The 25,759-nt window shown below is 38.9% G+C and carries 11 protein-coding genes; 5 read left to right on the top strand and 6 right to left on the bottom strand.

The genetic code is table 11. The annotated features are described in order from the left end of the window. Positions 1-199: 199 nt before the first annotated feature. From H1P_RS01025 to H1P_RS01010, 4 genes are read right to left on the bottom strand one after another with little or no spacing between them, the layout of a single operon-like run. Positions 200-1,036: a putative capsular polysaccharide synthesis family protein gene (locus H1P_RS01025; protein ID WP_144863260.1), complete on the bottom strand. Its 837-nt coding sequence runs from the start codon at positions 1,034-1,036 to the stop codon at positions 200-202. Next, a complete protein-coding gene (locus tag H1P_RS01020) occupies positions 1,033-6,177 on the bottom strand; it encodes a non-ribosomal peptide synthetase (protein WP_186375783.1) in 5,145 nt (1,714 codons plus the stop codon). Before H1P_RS01020 ends, H1P_RS01025 begins: the two co-directional genes overlap by 4 nt. Continuing rightward, positions 6,174-14,024, bottom strand: a complete 7,851-nt coding sequence (locus H1P_RS01015; protein ID WP_144863258.1) for a non-ribosomal peptide synthetase/type I polyketide synthase — start codon at positions 14,022-14,024, stop codon at positions 6,174-6,176. Before H1P_RS01015 ends, H1P_RS01020 begins: the two co-directional genes overlap by 4 nt. A gap of 13 nt (positions 14,025-14,037) precedes the next feature. Further along, the gene (locus H1P_RS01010; RefSeq protein ID WP_144863256.1) at positions 14,038-18,852 is read right to left on the bottom strand and encodes a non-ribosomal peptide synthetase; all 4,815 of its coding nucleotides are present in this window, start codon (positions 18,850-18,852) and stop codon (positions 14,038-14,040) included. A 179-nt stretch (positions 18,853-19,031) separates the two neighbouring features. Here H1P_RS01010 and H1P_RS01005 point away from each other — a divergent pair, with 179 nt between their 5' ends. From H1P_RS01005 to H1P_RS00985, 5 genes are all read left to right on the top strand, one after another. Beyond that, complete coding sequence (locus tag H1P_RS01005) at positions 19,032-20,861, top strand: ABC transporter ATP-binding protein (RefSeq protein ID WP_144863254.1); 1,830 nt, start codon at positions 19,032-19,034, stop codon at positions 20,859-20,861. A 209-nt stretch (positions 20,862-21,070) separates the two neighbouring features. Further along, on the top strand, positions 21,071-22,069 hold the full coding sequence (locus H1P_RS01000; protein ID WP_144863252.1) for a metal ABC transporter substrate-binding protein: 999 nt from the start codon (positions 21,071-21,073) through the stop codon (positions 22,067-22,069). A 104-nt stretch (positions 22,070-22,173) separates the two neighbouring features. Continuing rightward, positions 22,174-22,956, top strand: a complete 783-nt coding sequence (locus H1P_RS00995; protein ID WP_144863250.1) for a metal ABC transporter ATP-binding protein — start codon at positions 22,174-22,176, stop codon at positions 22,954-22,956. Continuing rightward, the gene (locus H1P_RS00990) at positions 22,953-23,858 is read left to right on the top strand and encodes a metal ABC transporter permease (RefSeq protein WP_144863248.1); all 906 of its coding nucleotides are present in this window, start codon (positions 22,953-22,955) and stop codon (positions 23,856-23,858) included. Before H1P_RS00995 ends, H1P_RS00990 begins: the two co-directional genes overlap by 4 nt. Positions 23,859-23,943: 85 nt before the next feature. Then, on the top strand, positions 23,944-24,249 hold the full coding sequence (locus tag H1P_RS00985) for a hypothetical protein (RefSeq protein WP_246141419.1): 306 nt from the start codon (positions 23,944-23,946) through the stop codon (positions 24,247-24,249). Here the strand turns inward: H1P_RS00985 and H1P_RS00980 are convergent. Continuing rightward, positions 24,242-24,463, bottom strand: coding sequence for a hypothetical protein (locus H1P_RS00980; RefSeq protein ID WP_144863246.1), 222 nt, complete (start codon positions 24,461-24,463; stop codon positions 24,242-24,244). The genes H1P_RS00985 and H1P_RS00980 overlap by 8 nt on opposite strands. A gap of 132 nt (positions 24,464-24,595) precedes the next feature. Then, positions 24,596-25,759 (bottom strand): efflux RND transporter permease subunit (locus tag H1P_RS00975; RefSeq protein WP_144863244.1); only part of this gene is annotated, 1,164 nt, incomplete at its 5' end.

Raw genomic sequence — 25,759 nt, 5'->3', positions numbered from 1 at the left:
GAATTGCCAGTAAACTTGGGGGATTGAACCCGCCAGTAACTGAAGACCGCTAAAGTTTTTAGCGGGGGTCACCGAACCCAATTTCTTCGTCTAGAAATAGAAAGTCAACCAATAAAGCATCGTTACTAAAAAAACGACTGACGTCACGACTTCCTATTTCTGACTTCGAGCCGAAGGCGAAGATAAATAGCCTAGTTTTTTATTTTGATTCTTTAGTCCATTTTTCGATCAGCTTATTAAGCATTTCATCGCTGTAAAAATGTTTGGCGTATCTAGATGAATAAATTAATTCGCAAACATCTCTAGGAATTTTAATTTTGGCGATCGCTTCGATATATTGAGCTTTATATTCCTTGTAGCTAGCAACATTTTCGGCTCTTAAATCGAGATTTTTATTGATACTGAAAAATTTTTTTGTTGCTGTATTAAAACAATTATTTAAGTCTTCCAGTCTAATAATTAAAATTCCTATATTTTCTTTATTTATCATACAATATCCTTTTTGTTTATCAAACCAAAAATCATAAACATTAACATTAAAATTGCTTTTTATTTCCCGTTCAAACCAGGTACATACATAATCAGTTGACTCTTTAAAAGATGCAAATTTTTGTTGTAAAATATCAATTATTTCATTGGTATCAATACCATTAGGAAATCTATGCTCTTTTTGCTGAAAAAATATTGAGATTTCTCTGATAATTGGGTCTCTGACTAAGGTTATAATCTTCCATTTGATAATTGCTGATTCATTAAGTTGGTTACGCAGAAAGTTCCCATGTCTTAAATGTCTTACCTGGCTAGGCATTTTGCCAACAGCTTGATAAGCTTTTTCCTGCTCTTTTAGTGCGCGTTCTCCTAAACAATGAACATGAAAAACTGGAGTAAACAAAAATTGTTTTTTGAGAGAGAAATAAACTGTTGTTGAACCAACTTTTCCCATCTGATAGACGAGAATTGCGGTTTTACTAAAAAACAACTTGATTGCTAATTTTTGAACGTCGGGAACTTTGGTTTTTAGCTTCGTTAAGATCATGACTTTTCTCCTGAAGCTTTCTTTAAACAATCTTCCAATTGTCGAGCAAAATATTGAATATTGGGCTGCTTGAATAGATTAGTATTGTTTCCTGATATATCGTATATTTCTAGCTCGCGATCGATCGATTGATTCCAACCTAAATCTGCTGATAGATTACCCGCTATTTCTGGAGAGCGAAATAGAGTCAAGGTATTTTTATATAGGTTAGCCTGGTATTGTTTCTGAGCTTGTATTAGCGATCGCTGAATCGAAAAATAGCGCAAATCTTTGGAAAGAGGTTGAGGTTTAAAAGTCTTAATAAACTTGCATTGTGTTTCTTGCTGGAGATTTACTATTGATTGCTTAAACTGATTAACCTTACTTGAGAAACCAACAACACTATTAGCTAATAAAGAATCAGAGTTTGGAGCTAAGGTATTGATTATTGCCAGTAGTGGTACTTGCTTCCCTTGAACAGAAAGTTGTTGTGCCATCTCAAAAGCGATTAAACCTCCAATATCTGGAGCTAATAGTAAATATGGCTCAGAAGGATACATAGCAAATATTTCCTCAAGATATTTGGCAGCCATATCTTCAATTGTGTTGAGGGGATTAGTCTTGCCATCTAATCCCACTGCTCGCAGTCCGTAAACTGGTTGGTCAGAGTCGAGGTAACGTGCTAAGTCGTAGCCATATAAAGGTTCACCGCAGTTAACCCCCTCACTACCATGAATACAAAATAAAGGTGGTTTAGAACCATGAGGTTGAATGGGAATTAACGATGACCAAGATTGGTGTTGTTGCAACTGAGAGATTACGCTTTTTTGCTCTCGTTGTTCTATGTCTGCGGTTTTGGTGCTATTAATATGTGCTTCAGCAGCATCTAATTCTTGTCTAAGGGTGTCAGCTATATTCTGAATATCAGGACTATTAAGAGCGCGTTCGATATGTACTTCAGGTAAATCATAAAGTTTTACCCCTCCTGTGGCAATTTTAATCCAGTGTTGTTGTTGAGCAAGAGAAAATCGCTTATCTAAACTTGCCCAAAAAGAAATTAACTTACCATCGAACGCTTTTTGTTCAAAATTATTTTGAGCTTTGCTGTTAATCTGATAAACCTGAAAACGTTGTAAGTCTTGGGATAAAGGAGTTTCTGTCTTTTGATATAGCTTATATTTGTATGGTTCTAGTACTTTTTTAGACATAGAAAGCCGATATTCAATCTTTTCATAGATTTTGTCCACAAAATGAACTATTTTCTCTTGTAAGGTGAGTTGAGCAAAAAAATTGGCATAGGAAATCAGCTTTCTCTTGGTAGATTGACTACTACGTGAAAGTGGGGATTGACTACTACGTGAGAATTCTGAAAAGTTTAAGGGAGCAGTACCAAATACGGCTACCAGTGGAACATTTTCTCCCTTAGCCTTTAGTTTTCTTGCCATTTCTATAGCAATTGTACCGCCGATGCAAACGCCAGCTAAAAAATAAGGACCTTCAGGCTGGAGAGCTTGTATTTCTTCGACATAATAGGTTGCCATTTCTTCAATACTGGTAACCCCTGCTATTTGTCCATCCGCACCTTTTGCCAACAGTCCATAAACTGGTCTATCTGGATCGAGACGAAATGCTAAATTTTGATACAGTAGAATTTCTCCATAGCCTGAATGGACGCAAAACAGAGGTGTTTTATTGCCTTGGGGTTGAATAGGTACAATAGCAGAATTATGATTTGGTGTTTCTTGTTGACGCAGAATATCAGCCAACTCCTCAATAGTTGGTGCAGTGAAAATCTTAGCCAGAGGAATTCTTTGTTTAAAAGATTTTTCAATCGCAGCAAACAAACGGACAGCTAGTAAGGAATGTCCCCCCAGTTCAAAGAAATTATCCCTCAAACCAATCTGCTTAATACCAAATATTTTCGACCAAATCCTGGTAAGACGGATTTCTATTTCATCTCTCGGAGCAATAAAAGTTACTTCTCTCTGAAACTCAGTTAGCGCGGGTGCGGGCAAAGCACTGCGGTCTATCTTACCATTGGGAGTTAAAGGCATTTCCTCCACCATTACGAAAATTCCAGGCACCATGTAGTTTGGTAATTTATCTTGAAGGAAACTACGCAGTTCTGCGGTAGTGGTTTGCTGAGGGCGATCTGGTAAAACATAAGCAACTAAACGCTTATCTCCTGGTACATCTTCTCTAACGACGACCACACTCTGTTCTATTCCAGAATATTTTGCTAAGGTAGCTTCAACTTCTCCCAACTCAATACGGAAACCCCGAATCTTAACCTGATTGTCAATACGTCCCAGAAATTCTATGTTGCCATCGGCTAAATAGCGAACAATGTCACCAGTTTTGTACAGACAAGCATCTGCTTGATTGCTGAAAGGATTAGAGATAAACTTCTCGGATGTTAAGTTATCGCGGTTTAAATATCCTCTGGCAAGACCGTCTCCACCAACATATAGTTCACCAGGAATGCCCACAGGAACAGGTTGCAGATGATTATCTAAAATATAAACCTGAGTACTAGAAATTGCCTGACCGATAGGAACAGAATTATCAAAGGAAGTATTTTTAGTTATTTCGTACCAACAGCTAAAGGTAGTATTTTCTGTCGGACCATAAACATGAAGTAATCGCTTTGGTGGACTATTTTCTAATACCTTTTTAATCAAGCTAGGATTAGCTATTTCCCCGCCAAATAGAAGATTTTTTATTGATTTGAACGCTCCTGGCACTTCGCTAGACATCAGATTAAACAAAGCAGTCGTGATAAACATTGTGTCGATCTGTTTTTCTTGAAGTGCCACAGCAAAGTTTTGTGGACAAAGGGTTACTTCTCTAGAAATTCCGACTAAAGTACATCCATTGAGTAATGCTCCCCAGATCTCAAAGGTAGCAGCATCAAAAGAGGGATTGGAGACTTGAGCAATTTTGTGACCAGGTTTTAAATCAATATAGTTGGTATTAAGCACCAAGCGATTCACCGCCCGATGGACTACCTGGACTCCTTTGGGTTTACCTGTCGACCCTGAAGTATAGATTACATAAGCTAAACTATCTCCTTGTACCTCAGAAGTTAAATTCTCTGGACTTTCTTGTCTAATTTTGTGTTTATCTTGGTCTAAGCAAATTATTTGAGTTTGACTGTTGGGCAGTTTAGTCAATAAATTTTGCTGCGTCAACAACACTTTTACTTGTGCATCATCCAGCATATAAGCTAAACGTTCAGGGGGATAGTCTGGGTCTAGGGGTAAATACGCTCCTCCTGCTTTGAGTGTGGCTAAAATACCTAAGACTGTTTCTACTGAACGCTCAACACAAATACCGACTAATTCTTCTGGTTTTACTCCTGAATTTTGCAGATAATGAGCGAGTTGATTGGCTTGTTGATTTAATTCTTTGTAGGTTAATTCTCGCTCTGCAAACTTAACTGCTACTGCATTGGGGGTTTTAGCTACCTGTGTTTCAAATAAATGATGAATGCAGATCTCGGAGTAATCTGTTTTAGTATCATTCCACTCTATTAATAATTTGTTTTGTTCTGCTGCTGTGAGTATGGGTAATTGGTTAACTGGCTGATGGGGATTAGTAACAATTGCTTCTAGTAAGATTTGGAAATGTTCTGCCATTCTAGAAATCGTGGCAGCATCAAATAAGTCGATGTTATATTCCAGCGTGCCAATTAATCCATCTTCAATTCCCTGCTGACGATTGTATTCTAAGGCTGTAGTCAATTCTGGATTGACTTCACGAATTTCTAAAGTTAAATCAAATTTAGCCGTGGAATTATCTGGCTCTAATATCGAGATATCTAGACCAGACATGGACAATTTTGGTAGAGGGAAATTTTGTAAGATAAACATGGTTTGGAACACAGGAGAATGACTCAGGGTTCTCTCTGGTTTTAGTTCTTCTACTAGTTTCTCGAAGGGTAAATCTTGATATTCATAAGCATCTAAAGCAGTTTGTCTTACCTGAGTTAGCAACTCGGAAAAAGTAGGATTATCGTCAAATTTAGTGCGGAAAGCTAAAGTATTGACAAAGAAACCGATTATTCCTTCAATTTCACTGCGATTGCGATTAGCTATGGGCGAACCCACTACAACATCTGGTTGACCACTATAGCGATAAAGTAAAGTAGCAAAAGCAGCTAGGAGAGTAATAAACAAAGTTGTTCCTGACTTTTTGCTTAAGTCTCTAAGCTCACGGGTTAGGTGCTGGTTAAGGTGAAAAAGATGTTTATCCCCTGTAAAAGTTTGTAGAGTTGGGTATGGGCGATCGCTTGGTAACTCTAATAAGGTCGGAATTCCTGCTAATTTCTGCTTCCAATAGTTAACCTGGCGTTGCAGTACTTCTCCTTGAAAATACTCTCGTTGCCAAGCAGCAAAATCTGCATACTGAAGGGGTAATTCATCGAGAGGAGAGGGTTTACCTTCACAAAACGCTTCATACAAAGCCGTTAATTCTCTCATGAAGATACTATAAAACCAGCCATCAGCAACAATATGGTGCATGGTGAGAGAAAACAAGTGATTATCTGGGCTTAAACGCACCAACATCACCCGCAATAAACGGTCTTGGACTAGATCGAAAGGTTGTTTTTGTTCTTTAGTAATTAACTGTTGGGCTTCTGCTTCCCTCCCCGATTCTGGTAAAGACTGTAAATCTAATACTGGTAATTTGATAGGTTGAGGAGGGTGAATCTTTTGTGTTGGGGTGCTGTTTACTATGGCAAAAGTGGTGCGTAAGGCTTCATGTCTGCGGACAATTTCGCTCAAGCTTTTTTCCAGTGCCGAAAGGTTCAAATCCCCCTTAAAACGCAAAGTATAGGGCCAATTGTAAGTAGCACTCTTCCCTTCTAATTGGTCGATAAACCAGAGTCTTTGTTGAGCAAATGATAATGGTAAGTTGCCGTCTCTGGGTACAGGCTGAATTGGTTGCTCGGTAGAATCAAGATTCTGATTGGCTTGTAAAAATTGGATAACTTCTGCTTTACGTTCTTTCAATTCTGAAAGTAAAACAGGAGTCATAGCTTCTTTAGGTGCGCTATATTTTAGCTTAAAAGTTTCTACCCCAGACTGAGTAATAGTTTCGAGCCAGAGATTGACACCAAGATTACTTAACTTAATTAAAAAATCATTGATACTGTTCATATCTCTCCCTCCACTAAGTCTTCGTCTGAGACTGCTTGGTTTTCCTTTGTTTGAGCCAGCGATCGCAATGTAACAATATTTTCAGCTATACCAGCTATAGTTGTTTCGGTAAATAAGCTATGGAAGCTTAACTCAACTTGAAACTCCTGTCTTAGCCGAGAAATCAAGCGGGTTATAATCAGGGAATCTCCCCCCAGTTCAAAAAAGTCATCATAAATTCCCACTGACTCTATACCCAGAAATTCTTGCCAAATATTAGCTAAAGTTTGTTCGATTTTATTACGAGGAGCAACATAAACATTAGGTAAATTGGGTCGGGAATAGAGAGATAAGTCTGTTGCTGATTTCTCTATAGATGCTTCACGATTTACCCATTGGTTCAATCTGGCGGATAAATCTGCTGTGGAAACAACTATCTGAGTTAAATCCTGACGAGCAAGAATTCTTGATAATACCTGCATTCCTTCGGTTGGAGAAATTGCTAATTCTGTAGAATCACTTTCTTTAGTTTGATTAACTTGCCAGCTATCCCAATTAACAGTAATCCAAGGAATAGAATCTGTTTGGTTATGGTACTGAGTAAAACTATCCATAAAGAGATTCCCTGCCGAATAAGCTAGATATCCTAAACCTCCTAACACAGAAGATATAGAAGATAACAATAAGCAGAAATCAAGGTTTTTCTCTTTCAAAACTTGCTCTAAAACTAGCAATCCATTTATTTTGGGTTGGAATTGTTGTTGGCAATGAACTTTACTGGTATCTGCAATGCTTTGAAATGTATCTGAGTTAAGTATTCCTGCCCCATGAAATACTCCATTAATAGTCCCAAATTTTCGTTCTGCTAGTGCGAACGCCTGTTCCATCTGTTCTAAGTTAGCCACATCTGCACTGATAATTAAAACCTTACTGCCTAAGCTTTCTAATTGTTGAAGTTTCCTGATTTTACGGCTAGTAGGGTGACTTTCTGAGTATTTCTCCAGCCATTGAGTCCATTCCTGTTTAGGAGGAAAGATTGAGCGACTTGTTAAAACTAAGTTGGCTCGAACAGATTGAGCTAAATATTCCGCTATGACTAACCCTACTCCTCCCAAACCCCCCGTAATCAGATATACACCCTCTTGTTTTAAGCCAGATGAGTTTGTTGGTGATGATTTTAATTGCACTTGCTCGTAAGTTTGTACCCAACGATTAGCACCTCGGTAAGCAACGATCTTATCTTCGCTCTGGGAAATTATTTCTTGCCAAATTTGTTGGATTAGCTTGGGTGTTGTGCGATCTCTGTTAATTTCTAAATCAATACTGCGACAACTGATATTAGAATATTCTTGAGGAATAACGTTACAAGCAGCAAGTATAGTTGCTTTAGCTGGATTGATAGCTTCTATTCCTGTAACTGCTTGCATTTTGTTGGATATAGTAAAGATATCTAGCTTTTCTGTCCAATTTTGTTGGCTTAAAGCTTGAGCTAGGTAGAGTAAGCTATAGAATCCTTGTTCTTGAGCCTCTTCTAATGTTTGCTGTGAAGTTTGATTATTATCTGTTGGTGTTACACTCCAAAAATACAGAATCTTACTTAGCATCTGATTCTGATTACGGAGTTGTTCGACTAAAGCGTCATAGTCTTGAGGTTGACTAGGATTGAGACTGTAATTACTGTTATCTAATTGCTGAAAATTTGAACTGACTCTAACTGAAATTACTTTTTGATTATTCTGTTTTAATTTAGTGAATAATTCAGTACCCAGATTACTCTCATTCATAAACACTAACCAGCAATCTGATACGGTTATTGTTACTACAGGTCGATCCGAAGCAATAGAGCGTTTCCAAGAAGGAAGATAAAACCAATCTGCAAGATCGGACTTTTTCTCTAAAGATGTTCCCGAAACAGACTGGAGATTCTTTTGTGTTTTGGGTTTAAGCCAATAGCGTTGTCTTTCAAAAGGATAAGTTGGTAGAGGTAAACGATAACGATTTTCTTCTTTGTAAAAACCATTCCAATCTATTTTTGCCCCTGCTAACCATAACTTTCCTAATGATTTCATCAAGAAACTATTATCAGATTGTTCATCTTGGGGATGGCGTAATGTAGAAAGTATTACTTGCTCTGAATTTCTGTTTGGATGTCTTGTCGCTAAAGTTTTTAAGGTTTTTCCCGCACCAATTTCTAACAATATTTCTTGGGGATTAGCTAAAACTTTCTCTAGATTTTCACTAAAGCACACTTTCTGAGTAAGATGATTCGTCCAGTAATTTGGATTAGTGGCTTGTTCTGCTGTAATCCATGTTCCTGTTACGTTGGAGAGATAAGGAATTTGGGGTGGATGAAGCTCAAATTTACCGATCAGCTTGGTTAATGCTTCTGCCATTGGCTGCATCATGAAGGAGTGAAAAGCATGAGAAGTATGTAGTCTGCGGTAGTCTGTATTTTCAGCCGTTAATTTACTTTCTAGTTCTTCTACTGCTGCTATTGTTCCTGAAACCACACAAGCGGTCGGAGTATTGATTACTGATACCACTAAATTAGAATTAAGCAAAGGTTGAATAGCTGATTCAGATAAAGAAACAGCTACCATCGCCCCTTTGGGCATTTGCTGCATCAATTTAGCTCGCTCGGCAACAATAGCTAAAGCATCTTCTAGAGAAAAGACTCCTGATAAACAAGCTGCTACATATTCCCCAATACTATGACCAAGCATACTTGTGGGTTTAATTCCCCAAGACATCCAAAGTTGAGCTAGAGCATATTCAATGATAAATATTGCTGGTTGGGCATATTGGGTTTTGTTAATTGTTGATGGTTGATTGTTTATTCTTTGGGACTGGAATATTATTTCTGATAATGGAATATCTAGATATGGTTGTAGGTTGTCAAAACAGCGATCGCAATTCTCTCTAAATACAGGCTCATTTTCATATAATTCTCTGCCCATATTGACATACTGCGAACCTTGCCCAGAGAACATAAAGACCACAGAACGCTCTTGTAATTCTTGTCTTTTAGTAAATACTTGTTGTGGTGTTAGGTTTTTTAGAGCTTCTATTCCCGATGCTACCGAATCACAGACTACCATTCTGCGGTAGTCAAAGGTGCGACGACCAACTTGCAAAGTATAAGTCACATCAGCTAAATTGATTTCGGGATTGTTTTCCAGATGATTAGCAAAATTCTGCGTAGCTGTATCCAATGCTGTAGCAGTCTTAGCCGAAAGCAATAATAACTTGTATTTCCTCCTCTGCTGTTTTTCCCACCTTATTAAGGGGGGAATCGCTTCTTCTACCACCACATGAGCATTAGTACCACCAATACCAAAAGAACTTACCCCTGCACGACGAGGTATATTTTCTGTTTCCCAGTCTGTTAATTTTGTATTAACAAAGAAAGGACTACTGGCAAAATCGATTTTCGGATTAGGTTGCTCAAAATGCAAACTAGAGGGAATCTGCTTGTGTTTGAGAGCTAGGACAGTTTTAATTAATCCCGCTACTCCTGCTGCTGCATCTAAATGACCAAAATTAGATTTAACCGAACCAATGGCGCAATATTGTTCTTTTGTAGGGGCGAACGGCCGTTCGCCCCTACGGAATGCCTTGGTTAAGGCTGCAATCTCAATAGGGTCGCCTAATTTTGTGGCTGTACCATGAGCTTCAAGATAACTAATGGTTTCTGGTTCGATCTTGGCTGACACCATAGCCTGAGCAATTACTGCTGCTTGACCATCTATACTGGGGGCAGTGTAGCCAATCTTCATTGCCCCATCGTTATTAATTGCCGAACCTTTAATTACTGCTTCGATATTGTCTCCATTGGCAACGGCATCAGCTAATCTTTTTAGCACTACTATTCCTGCACCGCTACCAACCACAGTGCCATGGGCATTGGCATCAAAAGAGCGACAATGACCATCATTCGACATAATCATCCCTTCTTGGTACATATAACCTGTTTTTTGGGGTAAATGTATCGATACTCCCCCCGCCATTGCCATATCACATTCACCACTTAAAAGACTCTGACAAGCTAGATGAACGGATACTAAGGAACTAGAGCAAGCTGTATTCACATTAAGACTTGCTCCTTTCAGATTTAATTTATAAGAAACTCTGGTAGGTAAGAAATCTTTATCGTTACCAATAAAGGCTTGATATTCTGAGGCTAATTCTGCTTTGTTTAACTGTGGTACGACATTATTAACATAGTAGGTGTTCATTCCTACACCAGCGTATAGTGCGATCTTGTTATGGTCTTCTTGGAAGGTGTTGTAACCTGCTTTTTCTAGAGCTTCTGAGGCACATTCTAAGAAAATGCGATGTTGGGGGTCGGTTATTTCCGCTTCTCGACTATTGATATCGAAGAAGAAAGCATCGAATTTATCGATATCTTTGAGGAATCCACCTGCTTTGATGTAGTTGGGATTTTCTAGTAAGTTTGACTCTATTTCTTCAGCTAATAATTCTTCATCTTCAAAAAAGGATATTGATTCTACTCCATCTCTGAGATTTTGCCAAAATTGTTCGGGAGTATCTGCCCCAGGAAATCTACAGGACATTCCGATAATAGCAATATCTAAATTACGCAGTGACTTAGATTCTGTCAATTCCCGTTGATTGATTCCTCGATCGAGTTTTTGGTTCGGCTGAGTTGATAATTCTGGTTGGGAACTGTTGGTAAGATATTGAGCTAAGGTGTGAATAGTCGGATAAGCAAACATATCCACCATTGATATCTCAGTATCAAAGATTTCTGTTAGTTTGTTCCAAACTTGCGGGACAAGTAATGAATGTCCTCCTAAGTCAAAAAAGTTGTCGTAGATACCTACTTTGTCTAGCTGTAGGATGTTTTGCCAGATTTTAGCAATTTTAGCTTCTACCTGATTCTGAGGTACAACATGGGTATCTGAAGAGGTGTAAAAATTTCCTTCTGGTTTAGGTAATGCACGGCGATCTATCTTGCCATTAGGAGTTAGAGGCATCTGTTCGAGGGTAACAAACACCGAAGGAATCATATATCTAGGTAATGTTCCTTGTAGAAAGCTACGCATCTCTTCGTTGGTAACAGTCTTATTCTGTTGGGCAATAACATAAGCAACTAAACGCTTATCTCCTGGCACATCTTCTCTAGCTATGACTACACTCTGTTTTAGATCGGGATGCTGTGCTAAAGTTGATTCTATTTCTCCTAGTTCGAGACGAAAGCCTCTAATTTTAACCTGATTATCGATACGTCCGAGTACTTCGATATTGCCATCTGGTAGAAGATATTTGGCTAAATCTCCTGTTTTGTAGAGTAGGGAGTAGGAGATAGAAGAAGTAATACTGTTAACTGTTAATTGTTCATTATTAATTGAAAAAGGATTGGTGATAAACCTCTCATTTGTTAAATCATCGCGATTCAAATAACCACGGGCTAAACCATCTCCACCGATGTATAATTCCCCTGGAACTCCTATGGGTACTGGTTGGAGTTGCCGATCTAAAATATACATCTGGGTATTGGCTAGGGGATGACCAATCACAATCGAATCAGAGGATTCTATTTGTTTGACTGCTGACCAAATGGTGGTTTCTGTGGGACCGTAGAGATTCCAAATTGATGAGCCTGTAGCTAATAATTCCTTTGCTAATTCAGTAGATAAGGCTTCTCCACCACAGAGAATTTTAAATGGTTGCTCATATTGCCAACCAGCCGAAAGTAGTAACCGCCAAGTCGCTGGAGTTGCTTGCATTACTGTGGCTTGGTTATCAATTATGGTTGACCACAGTTGTTGAGCATTATTGGCTACCTCGCGACTAGCAATAATTACTTCTGCTCCTACAATTAAGGGTAAATAGAGTTCTAAAGCAGCAATATCAAAGGAAATAGTAGTAACTGCTACTAATCTGTCAGTTTGGGTTAATTCAGGCTGATTTTTCATCGAGGTTAAGAAGTTAATCAGTCCTCGATGTTCGATTAATACTCCTTTGGGTTTACCTGTTGAACCTGATGTATAGATTACATAAGCTAAATCATTAGTATGTATCTCAGTTATGGGATTAGTCGTACTTTCTTGAGCAATTAAGTCCCAATTTGTGTCTATACAAATTAGTTGAGCTTGATTCTCAGGTAAACTAGCTTTAAGTTTTTCTTGAGTTAGCAGTATGGATACATTGGAATCATCCAGCATATATGCTAAACGTTCTGTAGGATAAGTCGGATCTAAAGGAACATAAGCACCACCCGCTTTGAGAATACCTAATAGTCCGATGAGCATCTTTAATGAGCGATCTACACATATTCCGACTAAGGTATCAGGTTTGACTCCCAGATTTTGCAGATAATGGGCTAATTGATTAGCTCTTTCGTTTAATTCTTTGTAAGTTAATTCTTGGTTTTCAAACTTAACTGCTACAGCATTTGGTGTCTTGGCTACTTGTGCTTCAAATATTTGATGAATAGATTGATTGTGAGGATAATCTCTCTGAGTGTTATTCCATTCTTGTAATAATTGCTCTTGTTCTGCTGATGTTATTAAAGGTAGTTTGCCTAGACTTTGTTGGGGGTTAGCAACCATAGCTTCTAACAATGTTTGCAAATGTCCCATCATACGGCTGATGGTTTCAGCCCGAAAACGACTAGAATCATAGGTCATTACCAATGATAATTCCTGCTCTGGCATAACTAAGAGCATCAAAGGATAATTGGATTGTTCAAAGTTACGAACCTTGCCAATTTCAATGGTGCTATTTTGCTTGAGACGTGCCAGCTCATCGACAGGATAGTTTTCAAAAACTAGAATGCTATTAAATAAACTTATTCCCCCAGGTACATCGCTCCACTGTTGAAGCTCAAACAGTGGAGTATAGGCGTAATCCCTTTGTTCTATCTGCTGCATCTGGATATTCTCGAGCCAAGGCAGCAATTTCATTTCAGGATTAACTTCAACTCGCAAGGGTAAAGTATTAATCAAAATTCCAATCATCGATTCCACCCCTGGTAACTCAGCAGTAGAACGACCAGAGATAGTAGTACCAAATACTACGTCGGCTTCTCCACTGTAGCGACTTAATAATAATGCCCATGTACCTTGTACTAAAGTGTTTAGTGTCAGGCGATACTGTTTTACCAGAGACTTAAGGGCAGTGGTTATTTCCGTCGATAATTGGAAATGATATTCTTGACAGGCATTTTTTTGAACACAATCAGGTTGTTCAATCTCTTCATCTACTACTAATGGGGTAGGAGCGTAAAAACCTTGGAGTCTTTCCTGCCAAAATTGCTTGGCTGCTGCTAGGTCTTGCTGCTGTAACCAAGCGATATAGTCTCGATAGGGACGGGGACGGGGACGGGGTAGAGATAATTGCTCTCCTTGTTTTAATGGTTCGTAGAGAATCAGCATTTCTTTAAATAGGGAGTGCATAGACCAACCATCGAGCAAGATATGGTGAAAACTCCAGACAAATTGATAGGTATCCTCTGTTAGCCGAATTAGGGTAAAACGTATCAATGGCGGTCGAGCTAATTCAAATCCCTGCTGTCTATCTTGTTGTAAAAATGATTGTAGTTGTTGTTGTTGTTTAGTTGGGTTTAAATCACGCCAGTCCTTTTCTACCCAAGGCAAATCTACTTGCTTGTGTACGACTTGAACAGCTTTGTCTAACTCCTCCCAATAAAAACAGGTTCGCAACACTGGATGTCGATCTACTATTTTCTGCCAAGCTTGTTTAAAGGCTGAAGTATCTAAAGAACCATGTATTGTAAAGTTAGGCTGCTCAAAATATACCCCTGATTCTGATGCGGAGAGAGTATGAAATAGCATCCCCTGCTGCATAGGGGATAGTTCATAGATATCTTCTACATTCTTCATTAAGCTACTACCTCTAGTTATTTTGATTGATTTTTGCCATTAGGAGATCGAGCTGTGTTTGACTTAATCTGGCAAGGGAGAAATCGGAAGGGCTATAACCTCCTGCTTTTGGCTCTTGGCAATGGGCAATTAAATTTTGTAATTTCTCTAGGAAATTCTTGGCTAAAGCTTCTATGGTGCTGCTTTGATGCAGATTTTGGCTGTAATTCCAGTCTATTCGGAGTTTTCCGTCAACTATCAGCGAATCTATGTCTAATAAGTAACGACGCTTTCCTGACTGACTGCGGGTAGCTCCAACCGATTCTGTGGCTAAACCTAAAATTGCACCTTGATTAAATGCGCCATCTAATTGACCCAAGTAGTTAAAACTGATTTGGACTGGAGGAAGTTGCTTAGTTGTCTCTGTCTGTGGACTTAGATAACGCAGAATTCCGTAGCCAATGCCCTTATTGGGGACTTGACGCAGTTGTTCTTTAACTGATTTAATCCCTTCTCCTAAACTCGAACTTGGTTTGTATTCTAGTAACACTGGAGAGATACTGGTAAACCAGCCTACTGTTCTGGATAAATCTATCTCTGCAAATAATTCCTCTCTCCCATGTCCTTCCAAATTGATTAGTAAAGAGTCTGTTTTTGTCCATTGGGTTAAGCTTTGGACTAATGCCGTTAACAGGATGTCGTTGATTTGGGTGTTATAAACTGCTGGTACTTCTTGTAATAAGGTGCGAGTTTGTGCTTCAGTTAGGGATACTGATATCTGTCCTACTGAACCTACTGTATTTTCTGCTTTTCCTTCAGGATAGTCTAGAGGAATCTTGCTAATGCGATCGCAACGCGCCTCGCCAACGGCGAGATCGCTTTTTATTTGTAACCAGTAATCTAATTCCTTCTCTAAGGCTTTTGATTCAGCATATTCAGTTATTTTTTCACTCCATGCTTGCCAAGATGTAGTTTTAGCTGGCAATTTAATAGTTTTACTTGCTTCTAGTTGTTGATATGCCGTAAATAAATCTTCTAAGATAATGCGCCAAGATACGCCATCTATTACTAGGTGATGAGCAATGAGGAGTAAGCGATCGCAAAATGTCGTGGAGCGATCGCTTTTACTACCCAGTCTAAATAATACTACTTTGGCTAAATCTCCCGATGCTAAGTCCAGACTACTTTGTAATTGAGTCGCAGTTGTTTCTAGTTGATGTGTCTGTTGCTCTGACTCTAGTGCCGATAAATCAATTACTGTAAAGGGAATATCTGACTTGGGTTGAGTGTATTCTTGTTGCCAACCTGAAGGGGTAGGAGTGAATTTTAACCGTAAGCTATCGTGATGTACTAATAATTGCCCTACTGCTTGTTCTAGAAATTCTGGTTTCAGGTTTGGTTCAACTTCTAGCAACCAAGCCATATTCCAGTGATGAGATTCTGCTAGTTGCTGCTCAAAAAACCAATGTTGGATCGGTGTCAGAGGTACTTTCCCTGTTACCAAACCTTGTTCTGCTTGACTAACATTAGCCGAAGTTACCACTGTTGCTAGTTCGCTAATAGTCTGATATTGAAACAACTCCTTAATTGTCAGTTTAAGTCCTGCTTGATTAGCTTGGGCGACAATTTGAATACCTAAAATTGAATCCCCACCCAATTCAAAGAAGTTTTGGTTAATACCTACTTGTTCTAATCTAAGAACTTTTGCCCAGATACTTGCTAGGGTTTTTTCTTTAGGGGTACTGGGTGCGATGGAGTCTATTTCTGAGTTTATTCTCTCTGGTTTTGGTAAAGCACGGCGATCGCATTTACTATTAGGACTAAGAGGTAAGGCATCGAGTACCACAAAGGCTGAAGGGACTAAATAATCTGGTAGCTTTTGTTTGAGGAATTGACGTAACTCTCTAGATGCAGACTCTAATTTTTGGTTAAGGACAACATAGGCAACAATCTGTTTTATCCCTGGTCGATCTTCGCGGATTATGACGACATTCTCTTGTATGCCAGGATGTTTTCCTAGATTAGCCTCAATTTCCCCTAATTCAATGCGAAACCCTCTTATTTTGACTTGATTATCAATTCTTCCCAGATATTCAATATCTCCATTAGATAGATAGCGGGCTAAATCTCCTGTTTTGTACAGTAGGGGCGATTCCCTAAAGGACTCGCTGCGCATCGCGCGAATCGCCCCTACAAAAGGATTGGTAATAAATCTACTTGCTGTTAATTCTGGTCGATTGAGATAACCACGAGTTACACCTGCACCGCTAATATGTATTTCCCCTGGTATTCCTATGGGAACTGGTTGAAGATGTTTATCGAGGATATAAATCTGTAAATCGGGAATAGCAGAACCAATTACACTGCCTGTACTCTTGAGATCGGCTTTAGTTAGGGGATGATAGGTTACATGGACGGTGGTTTCAGTAATGCCGTACATATTGACTAACTGAGGCGATCGATCTCCATGTCTATCGAACCAAGGTTTTAAGCTTTGTATATCGAGGGCTTCTCCGCCAAAAATTACCTGACGTAAGCTCAGTTTTTGAGTAGTTTTTACTGTTTCTTCAGCACGCATTAATTGCTTAAATGCGGAAGGGGTTTGATTGAGAATGGTTACTCGCTCTTGGCATAGTAGCTGATAAAAGGCTTCTGGTTCTCTGCTGACCCAATAAGGCACTATCACAAGTTGTCCACCATAAATCAGCGCGCCCCAAATTTCCCAAACCGAGAAGTCAAAAGCGTAGGAATGGAAAAGTGTCCAGACATCTGACGGGCTAAACTTAAACCAAGACTCAGTGGCTGCTAGAAGACGACCTACATTATTATGATTTACTAAAACTCCTTTAGGTAAACCTGTAGAGCCTGAAGTATAAATTACATAAGCCAAGTTTTTGGGATTAACTTCACTCAAACAGTTGTCTTGACTCTCTTGAGTAATTACTTCCTCATCTCGATCTAAGCAAACTAGCTGCCCTTGATGTTCTGAAAGTAGAGCTACTAAATTGGAATGAGTTACTAAAACCTGAACCTGAGAATCATCGAGCATATAAGCTAGACGTTCTGGGGGATAAGCTGGGTTTAAAGGAACATATGCACCACCTGCTTTGAGAATCCCCAAGATACCTATTATCATTAATAGCGATCGCTCAATGCAGATACCTACTAATACTTCTGGTTTTACCCCCAAGCTTTGCAAATAATGGGCTAGTTGATTGGCACGTTGGTTTAATTCTGCATAGGTAAGTTCTTGCTCTTCAAACTTAATTGCTACTGCATTGGGATTTTTCTCTACTTGCGCTTCAAATAACTGATGAATAGATCGATCCTGGGGATATTCAACTTTGGTGTTGTTCCATTCTGCTAATAACTGATATTCCGATGGTGTAATTAACGGTAATTGAGATACTTTCTGATTAGGATTAGCGACAATTCCTTCTAGCAATGTCTGGAAATGACCCATCATTCTGTCAATGGTCGATCCATCAAATAAGTCTGTGCTGTAGAGCCAATCTCCTTTTAAACCTTCTTTCTCTTCCCAAAAATTAACCTCTAAATCGAATCTCGCTGTACCACTTTTGAAATTTACTACAGGACTTAAATTGAGATTAGGCAGTTCTAAAGATGGCAAAGGGGCATTTTGCAGGGAGAACATGACTTGAAACAAAGGATTACGGTTCAAATCCCTCTCTGGCTGTAATTCATCTACCATTTTGCCGAAGGGTAATTCTTGATGTTCATATCCCTCTAGAGTTGTTTGTCGTACTTGGCTTAATAACTCTAGAAAAGTCATCCCTTCTTTAAACTGAGTCCGCAATACTAAGTTATTGGCAAAAAAACCGATTAATCCTTCTATTTCTGGTAGATTGCGGTTGGCGATGGGAGAACCGATTACTATATCTGACTGCCTACTGTAGCGGTGCATCAAGACGGCAAACGCTGCCTCCAAAGTCATAAAAAGGCTTGTTCCTGATGCTTGACTGAGTTGTTTTAATTGCTGAGTTAGTTGAGCAGATAAATAACTGGATTTTATGCTGCCTTGAAAACTTTGTATGGGAGGACGAGGGCGATCGCTTGGTAATTCTAATAAAGGTGGAATGCCTGATAACTGTTGTTTCCAGTAGTTTACTAACTTCTCTAATTTTCCTCTCTCTAACTGCTCTCTTTGCCAAAGGGCGTAATCTCCATATTGTATGGGGGGATTCGATAGGGCAGGAAATTTTTTTTGACTGAAAGCTTGATATAGTTCTCCTATTTCTTGGATTAATATTCCCCAGGAATAACCATCTGAAATGATGTGGTGTATTGTTATCAGCAACACATGGTTATTTTCTGCTAGTTCTAGTAACGTGAAGCGAACTAGAGTATCATTTTTAAAATCAAAAGGTTGTTGAGATACTTGTGCTGCTACTTTTTCTACTTCTGCTGACTGGGAAGATGGAGGACAAGCTTTTAAGTCAATAGTTGATAAGCTGATAGTAGAATTGGCGTTGATGACTTGGACTGGTCGATCGTCTATCGTGACGATGTTGGTGCGTAAAATTTCGTGGCGACCAACAATTTCAGTTAGACTTTGCTGGAGTGCTATTACATCCAAATTTCCCATCAAACTAACGGCAGCAGAAAGATTGTAAAAAGGATTATCTGGTTCTAATTGAGAGAGAAACCATAATCCTTCTTGAGTATAAGAAAGTGAAATTGTATTGATTTGATGCTGTCTTGGAGCAATTTTTTCTTTCTTTACAGTAAGATTAATTCCTTCTTCTGATAACAAAAGTAATAATAGTTTCTCTTGCTCTTGTACTAATTCAGCTTTCTTAAGCAAATCTTTCTTTTTTGCCTCATCCATATCAAACCACTATAATATCGTCGTTTTTGACTAGTACTCAACCTATAATTTGTATAGCAAATAAAAGTGACAAACTGGTAAAAAAAGTTTTCTTTGATTATTCCAAACTCTAGCTTGTCTTAAATTTAAAGATCGTGTTTAAATATAAATATTTTGTAAAAAGTTAATGCTGCAAGAATATGAAAAAATATATTATTAAATTTTTATATATATTGTCAGACGATCGGAAATATTTGTTTTTTCTTGCTTTAGCCTTTATTTTGACTTCTTCAATGGATGCTATTAGCATTGGGATTATTGGCCCATTTGTTAGTTTGGCTATTAATCCTAATAAAATTACACAAAATACTGGTTTGAATTGGGCTTATCAGTATTTTAATTTGAGCCTCAATCAATTTTTAGCTTACTTGGGTTTGTTGATTATAATAATTTTTTGTTTAAAGTCAGTTATTAGCTTTTTCACTCAATTTTATATTTTTCGCTTGAGTTATAGACAAAAGGGTAAATTAGCTAATAGATTATTAAAAGCATATCTGAGGGCTCCTTATACTTTTCATCTGACTAAAAACTCTGCTCAAATAATTAATCATATTGTTTCCGAAACCCATATATTTTCTAATGGTATTATGCTGGCTATGCTAAATTTAGCATCTAATTGCATAATCATAATTATCCTGACTATATTATTATGTATAACTAATTTGGTAACAATTATTGCTGTTGTCGTGTCTGTATGCCCTGTATTAATTTTGCTTTACTTTTTTAAGCATAGAATTAAGAATTGGGGAGAAAAAGCAACAAAAGCTAACCAAGCTATGGTTGAAATTATTAATCATAGTTTGGGAGGAATCAAGGAAACTAAAATTATTGGTTGTGAACCATACTTTGAACAACAATTGGTCAAGCAGTCTACAATCTTTGCCAATGTTTCTAGTTCATTGCAAACTTTTTCGATTACACCACGTATTGTTATTGAAATGTTTTTAATCGTGGTATTAATTGGTTTTATCTCTTTATATTTAGCCTTCAACCAGAATATTCAAAACCAGAATGTACAAGATATCACATCGGTAATCAGTATTTTTGCTTTAGCTTCAGTTCGTTTGAAACCAGCTATTGTTATTGCTGTTAAATCAATGACCTCACTCCGCAATGGTACTTATATCTTAGACAAGCTCTATTTGGATTTAAAAGAAATTGAAAATATAGAAATTGCTGATAACTACAAATACTTATCTCAGGAAAATATCGAAAAATTATCTAAGAATGACAGTAATTCAGTAAATAAAATGATGCTATTTACTGACCAAATAGTGTTGGACTCTTTAAATTATCGATATCCTAATGCTGTACAAGATGCACTAAAAGACATATCGATCGCAATTAGCAAAGGAGAATCGATCGCCTTTATCGGCAAATCTGGCACTGGTAAGACAACTTTAGTTGATGTAATTTTAGGATTGCTTCAGCCTTATAAGGGAGATATTCAAGTAGATAATAACTCCATCTACTCCAACCTTCGTAATTGGCAAAATTTAGTGGGTTATATACCTCAATCTATTTTTTTAATTAACGAAACTCTAGAAAAAAATGTTGCTTTTGGTGTTCCAGAAGATTTAATTAATCGACAAAAATTACATCAAGCAATCAAGGCTGCTCAACTTGAAGAAGTCGTGGAAAATTTACCATTAGGTCTTAAAACAATAGTTGGGGAGAGAGGAATACTTTTATCTGGGGGTCAGCGTCAACGGGTAGGAATAGCGAGAGCACTTTACCATGAAAGAGAAATATTAGTTCTGGATGAGGCTACTGCTGCTTTAGATAATGAAACCGAAAGTCTAATTACCGAAGCTATCAGATCTTTAAGTGGCCAAAAAACTATGATTATTATTGCTCATCGATTGACTACCGTCAAACATTGCAATTGCATTTACTTGATGGAAAAGGGTCGCATTATCCAATCAGGTAGTTATGAAGAAGTAGTCACAGCAAAACACAAATTTATCTAGCTTCACAGATTGGTGGCGTTGCTAAAAGAGAGGTGAATTTGTTAAAAACATTATGACTAGGGGTTGGATAAATGAACCAAACTGAATTACCAGAATCAGATCGATCAGAATGATGGAGACGATTAAATAAACTTTTGATAATTCTTAACTATGAGATAAATATGAAAAGAAAATGATATGATAATGAAATCAAATTTATTTATTTCTCAATGGCACAAATTTTCTTAACACGAAATATTATTCTCGTCTTCAGTATTACGTTGGGGATGTGGCTGACTGGTTGCAGCGAGACAGGAGAAAATTCCACCTCTGCTATGTCAGACAATACCCAAACAACAGAAATTGATTCCGAGCAAGCAGCCAATACTGAGGGAAAAAAGACAGTCCTGACTACCTTTACTGTCTTAGCAGACATTGCCCAAAATGTTGCAGGGGATAAGCTAAATGTAGAATCTATTACTCGTATCGGTGCAGAAATTCACGGCTACGAACCCACACCTAGCGACATCGTTAAAGCCCAAAATGCCGACTTAATTCTTTACAACGGCATGGGTTTGGAGCGTTGGTACGAGCAATTTTTAGGCAATGTTGAAGATATTCCGACCGTATTGTTGACAGAGGGAATTGAGCCGATTCCCATTGCAGAAGGTCCCTACACAGACAAACCCAATCCCCACGCTTGGATGTCTCCTAGAAATGCGCTGACCTATGTTGAGAATATTCGTAAAGCCTTTGTAGAACTCGATCCCCAGAATGCCGATACCTACAATGCTAATGCAGAGGCATACAGCGAAAAGCTCAAGGCCATTGATGAAGAATTAAAGGCCGATCTAACACAAGTACCTGAAAATCAAAGGTATTTAGTAAGTTGCGAAGGAGCATTTTCTTATCTCGCTCGCGACTATGATATGGAAGAGATTTATATGTGGCCCATTAATGCCGAACAGCAATTCACTCCCAAGCAGGTACAGAGTGTAATTGAAGAAGTAAAAGCCAATAATGTACCCACTATTTTTTGTGAAACTACCGTGAGCGACGAAGGGCAGAAACAAGTGGCTAAAACAACAGGGGCAAGGTTTGGGGGCAACCTTTATGTAGATTCACTTTCTACAGAAGAAGGGCCAGTTCCAACTTTCATAGATTTACTTGAATACGATGCTCGCACCATTGCTAATGGTTTGTTGGCGGGTAGCAATGCCAGTAATTAGTAATTAGTAATTAGTAATTAGTAAAAGTTAACTTACTGCTAACGACAACAGCCAAGCTTAAAACTTTCTAACTTCTTACTCAAAATTCTCAGAATTTAAAGATTATGCCAACAGCAACTCAAACCCTCAATATCAGCGTCAATAACCTCAGCGTTACCTACAGCAATGCTAAACTAGCTCTTTATAATGCTAGCTGTACTGTAGAACCAGGCACTATCACTGCTTTAGTAGGACCAAACGGCAGTGGTAAATCTACCTTATTTAAATCCATCATGGGATTTTTAAAGCCTACCCAGGGACAAATTCACGTTGGTGGTCTGACCGTGCAAAAAGCTCAGAAAAAACAGTTAATGGCTTATGTACCTCAGTCGGATGAAGTAGACTGGAATTTTCCCGTAAGCGTATATGATGTGGTAATGATGGGTCGCTACGGCTACATGAACCTGTTGCGTATCCCTGGTTCAAAAGACCGTCGGCTAGTGATGGAAAGTTTGGAACGGGTGGGCATGATTGATTTTCGTCACCACCAAATTGGCGAATTGTCTGGAGGTCAGAAGAAACGGGCATTCTTGGCGCGAGCCTTGGCTCAAGAAGGTAAGGTAATTTTACTTGATGAGCCTTTTACGGGAGTAGATGTGAAAACCGAAAAACGGATTATCGATTTGCTAATCCAGCTACGAGAAGAAGGACACACTATTTTAGTATCCACCCACGATTTAGCTTCGGTTTTGACTTTTTGCGATCGCACTATTCTCCTCAATCAAACAATTCTGGCTTCGGGAACGACGGAAGAAACCTTTACCGAAGAGAATTTATCCATGACTTTTGACGGTTTGCCAATTAGTAGCCTGCCCCAGATGTACCATACGTCTGAGGTGGATCGATGAGCGATACAATTGCAGTATTTCCCCTGTGGAACTGGCTGGTCGAACCCTTACAGTATGGTTTTTTAGTTCAGGCAATCTGGGTTAGTGCCTTTGTGGGTTTAGTGTGTGCGGTGCTTTCTTGTTACATTACCCTCAAGGGTTGGTCGCTCATGGGAGATGCGGTTTCCCATGCGGTCGTGCCTGGGGTGGTGGTTGCTTATGCCTTAAATATTCCCTTTGCTATTGGGGCGTTTCTGTTCGGGTTTGGGGCAACCGTTGCTATTGGCTATATCAAGTCAAAAACTCGTCTCAAAGAAGATGCGGTTATTGGAGTAGTGTTTACAGGCTTTTTTGCCTTCGGTTTGGTGCTGGTAACGAAAATTCCCAGTAACATCGACCTGTTTCATATTCTATTTGGTAATGTGCTGGGTATTTCACAGCAAGATATCATTCAAACTGTAATTGCAGGAATGATTACCCTTGTAGTAATTTTGATACGGCGCAAAGACCTGTTGCTATTCTGTTTTGACCCCAACCACGCTCAAGCCATTGGTCTGAACACCCAGCTTATGTTTTATACCCTACTTTCGGTACTGGCTCTGACCATCGTCACTGCCCTCCAAACCGCAGGTATTATTCTGGTCATTGCCATGCTAGTAACACCAGGCTCGACAGCCTATTTATTAACCGACCGCTTTGACCGTATGCTAGGTATTTCTATCGCTACCAGCGTCTTCTCTTGTGTCATGGGAACTTATCTCAGCTACCATTTTGATGTATCCACGGGAGGCTCGATTGTAGTACTGTTAACGGTGTTATTTCTCGTAGCGATGGTATTTGCACCCAAGTATGGTATTTTGGCTCAAAATTCTCATCAATACTTAAAGCCAGTTGAAAATCAAGCCCAATATCCAAAAATTTAACAGTAATCTTCTCAATAAAGGAGCTAAGCTTCCGAGCTATAAGCTATAAGCTATAAGCGCGATTGCCAATCAAACAGGGTAGACAATGATGTCATTCAGAATCAGAATCCGAGAGACTGAAATTTTAGGAGATCGAAAGCATCAACATTTTGTCTTCTCGACTAAGCAACAACTTCCCATTCGACGCATTAAACTCAAAGAAAATTCTCAAGTTTATCAATTGCGTCCTGACTTCATTATGCCCTATATGGTCGCAAAAACTGACGAAATAGACAAGCCCATGTATTTAACTCGCGCGTGCTTGAGGCGAGGAAACCTCGCCAAGTTCGCTCGTCAGTTTGGCGTGCCATTTGATGCTCTAGCTTACGTTTTCGGTCGTAATGTCATGTAGGAATAATCACAAACTGTTGACCATAAATATGAGAATCTGGTGTTTCTCGTATCCTTGTTTGAGTTTGAGTACCAAGAGTACGAGGAGCTTGATCCGAAGATTCTCTAGAAGTATCAGTATTGGTTTGTGTCCCACATACAATGCGATTGAAGTTAGTAGAATTTTTCTCTGGAGCAACTTTCTCCTGATATATAGAAATAAAACTAGATTTCATGATTTTGAAGATTTAATCAAAAATTAAACAATTCACACAATTCACACAAATACATCCATAATTGTATTCATTACGTCAAGTAACGTCTATTTTTCAATTTTCAACCTATTAAACAACTGACATAAAATTGTATCAAGACTCTACTTGTGGAAGTTGTCTGCGAGAAGAATATTTTTTCTTTCTCAACCCTTTCAATCCCTGAGTAATGTCGTCAACGAAGGTATAAACGATAGGAATCACGATTAGAGTCAGCAGGGTAGAAACAGTCAGTCCCCCTAAAACCACTGTGGCAATGGGAGAGTAAGCATCCATCCCAGTTTCAGGATAAAAAGCTAGTCGTACAATCACAATCATGGTAGTTAAGGTAGTCATAAAGATTGCTTTTAGTCGTACTGGTGCAGCTTGGCGGATGGCTTCGGCTCTGGGGACTCCTTCTTGTCTTTTGGTAAGGATTAACTCTAGTAGCAGAATGGCAGCAGAGACGAAAATACCAGAGAGAATAATAATTCCCAGAATAGAGACAGAAGAGAGGGTTTGTTGGGCTAATAACAATGCGCCAAATACCCCAATTAACTGTAGGGGAATCGATAGCATCATAACTAAGGGCTGGATAAATGAGCCAAACTGAATTACCAGAATTAGATAAATCAGAATAATGGAAACGATTAAACCTTTGAGCAGGCGATCAAATTCAATCATCATATCCGTCATATCCCCCATCGAATCTAAGCCGTAGCCTGGAGGAAAATCCAACTCTTCTCCCGCCCGCATAGCGATCGCCATTGATAAATCCATTGAAGCGGGACTGGATTTACGATAGTAACCATTAACATAAACTACTCGTTTACCGTTAACGTGTTCGATTAAAGTCGCCCCATATTCCCGTTTTAAAGTAGCAACGGTACTGAGGGGTACTTGCTGTCCGTTGGGAGTAGTGATGTAGGTGGCTGCGAGATTCTGACCATAGGCGCGATCGCTTGCTTGATAGCGGACTAAAATGTCATTCTGTCTTAGATTGGGGCGGTTATAGTATTTACGGGTAAAACCACCATTGAGGGCATAACGGGCTTGTTCGGCTACTTGTTCGATATTTAAGCCCAATTCTTGAGCGCGACGGCGATCTATCTGTAGTTGGTATTCTGGTTGTGACAAAGACGAACTGGTATGCACCATGACTAGCCCAGGAGTGTCTTTAGCAATCGACCGTACCTTATCTGCCAAGGGATAGAGAACATCTAAATCTTCACCGTATACGGCAATTTGAATAGGTGCTGCCGAAGTTGCCATGACATCTAC

Source organism: Hyella patelloides LEGE 07179, assembly GCF_900659865.1.
Lineage (GTDB): Bacteria > Cyanobacteriota > Cyanobacteriia > Cyanobacteriales > Xenococcaceae > Hyella > Hyella patelloides.
The sequence above is the reverse complement of the archived record's forward strand: the minus strand, read 5'-3'. Positions and strand labels throughout refer to the sequence as shown.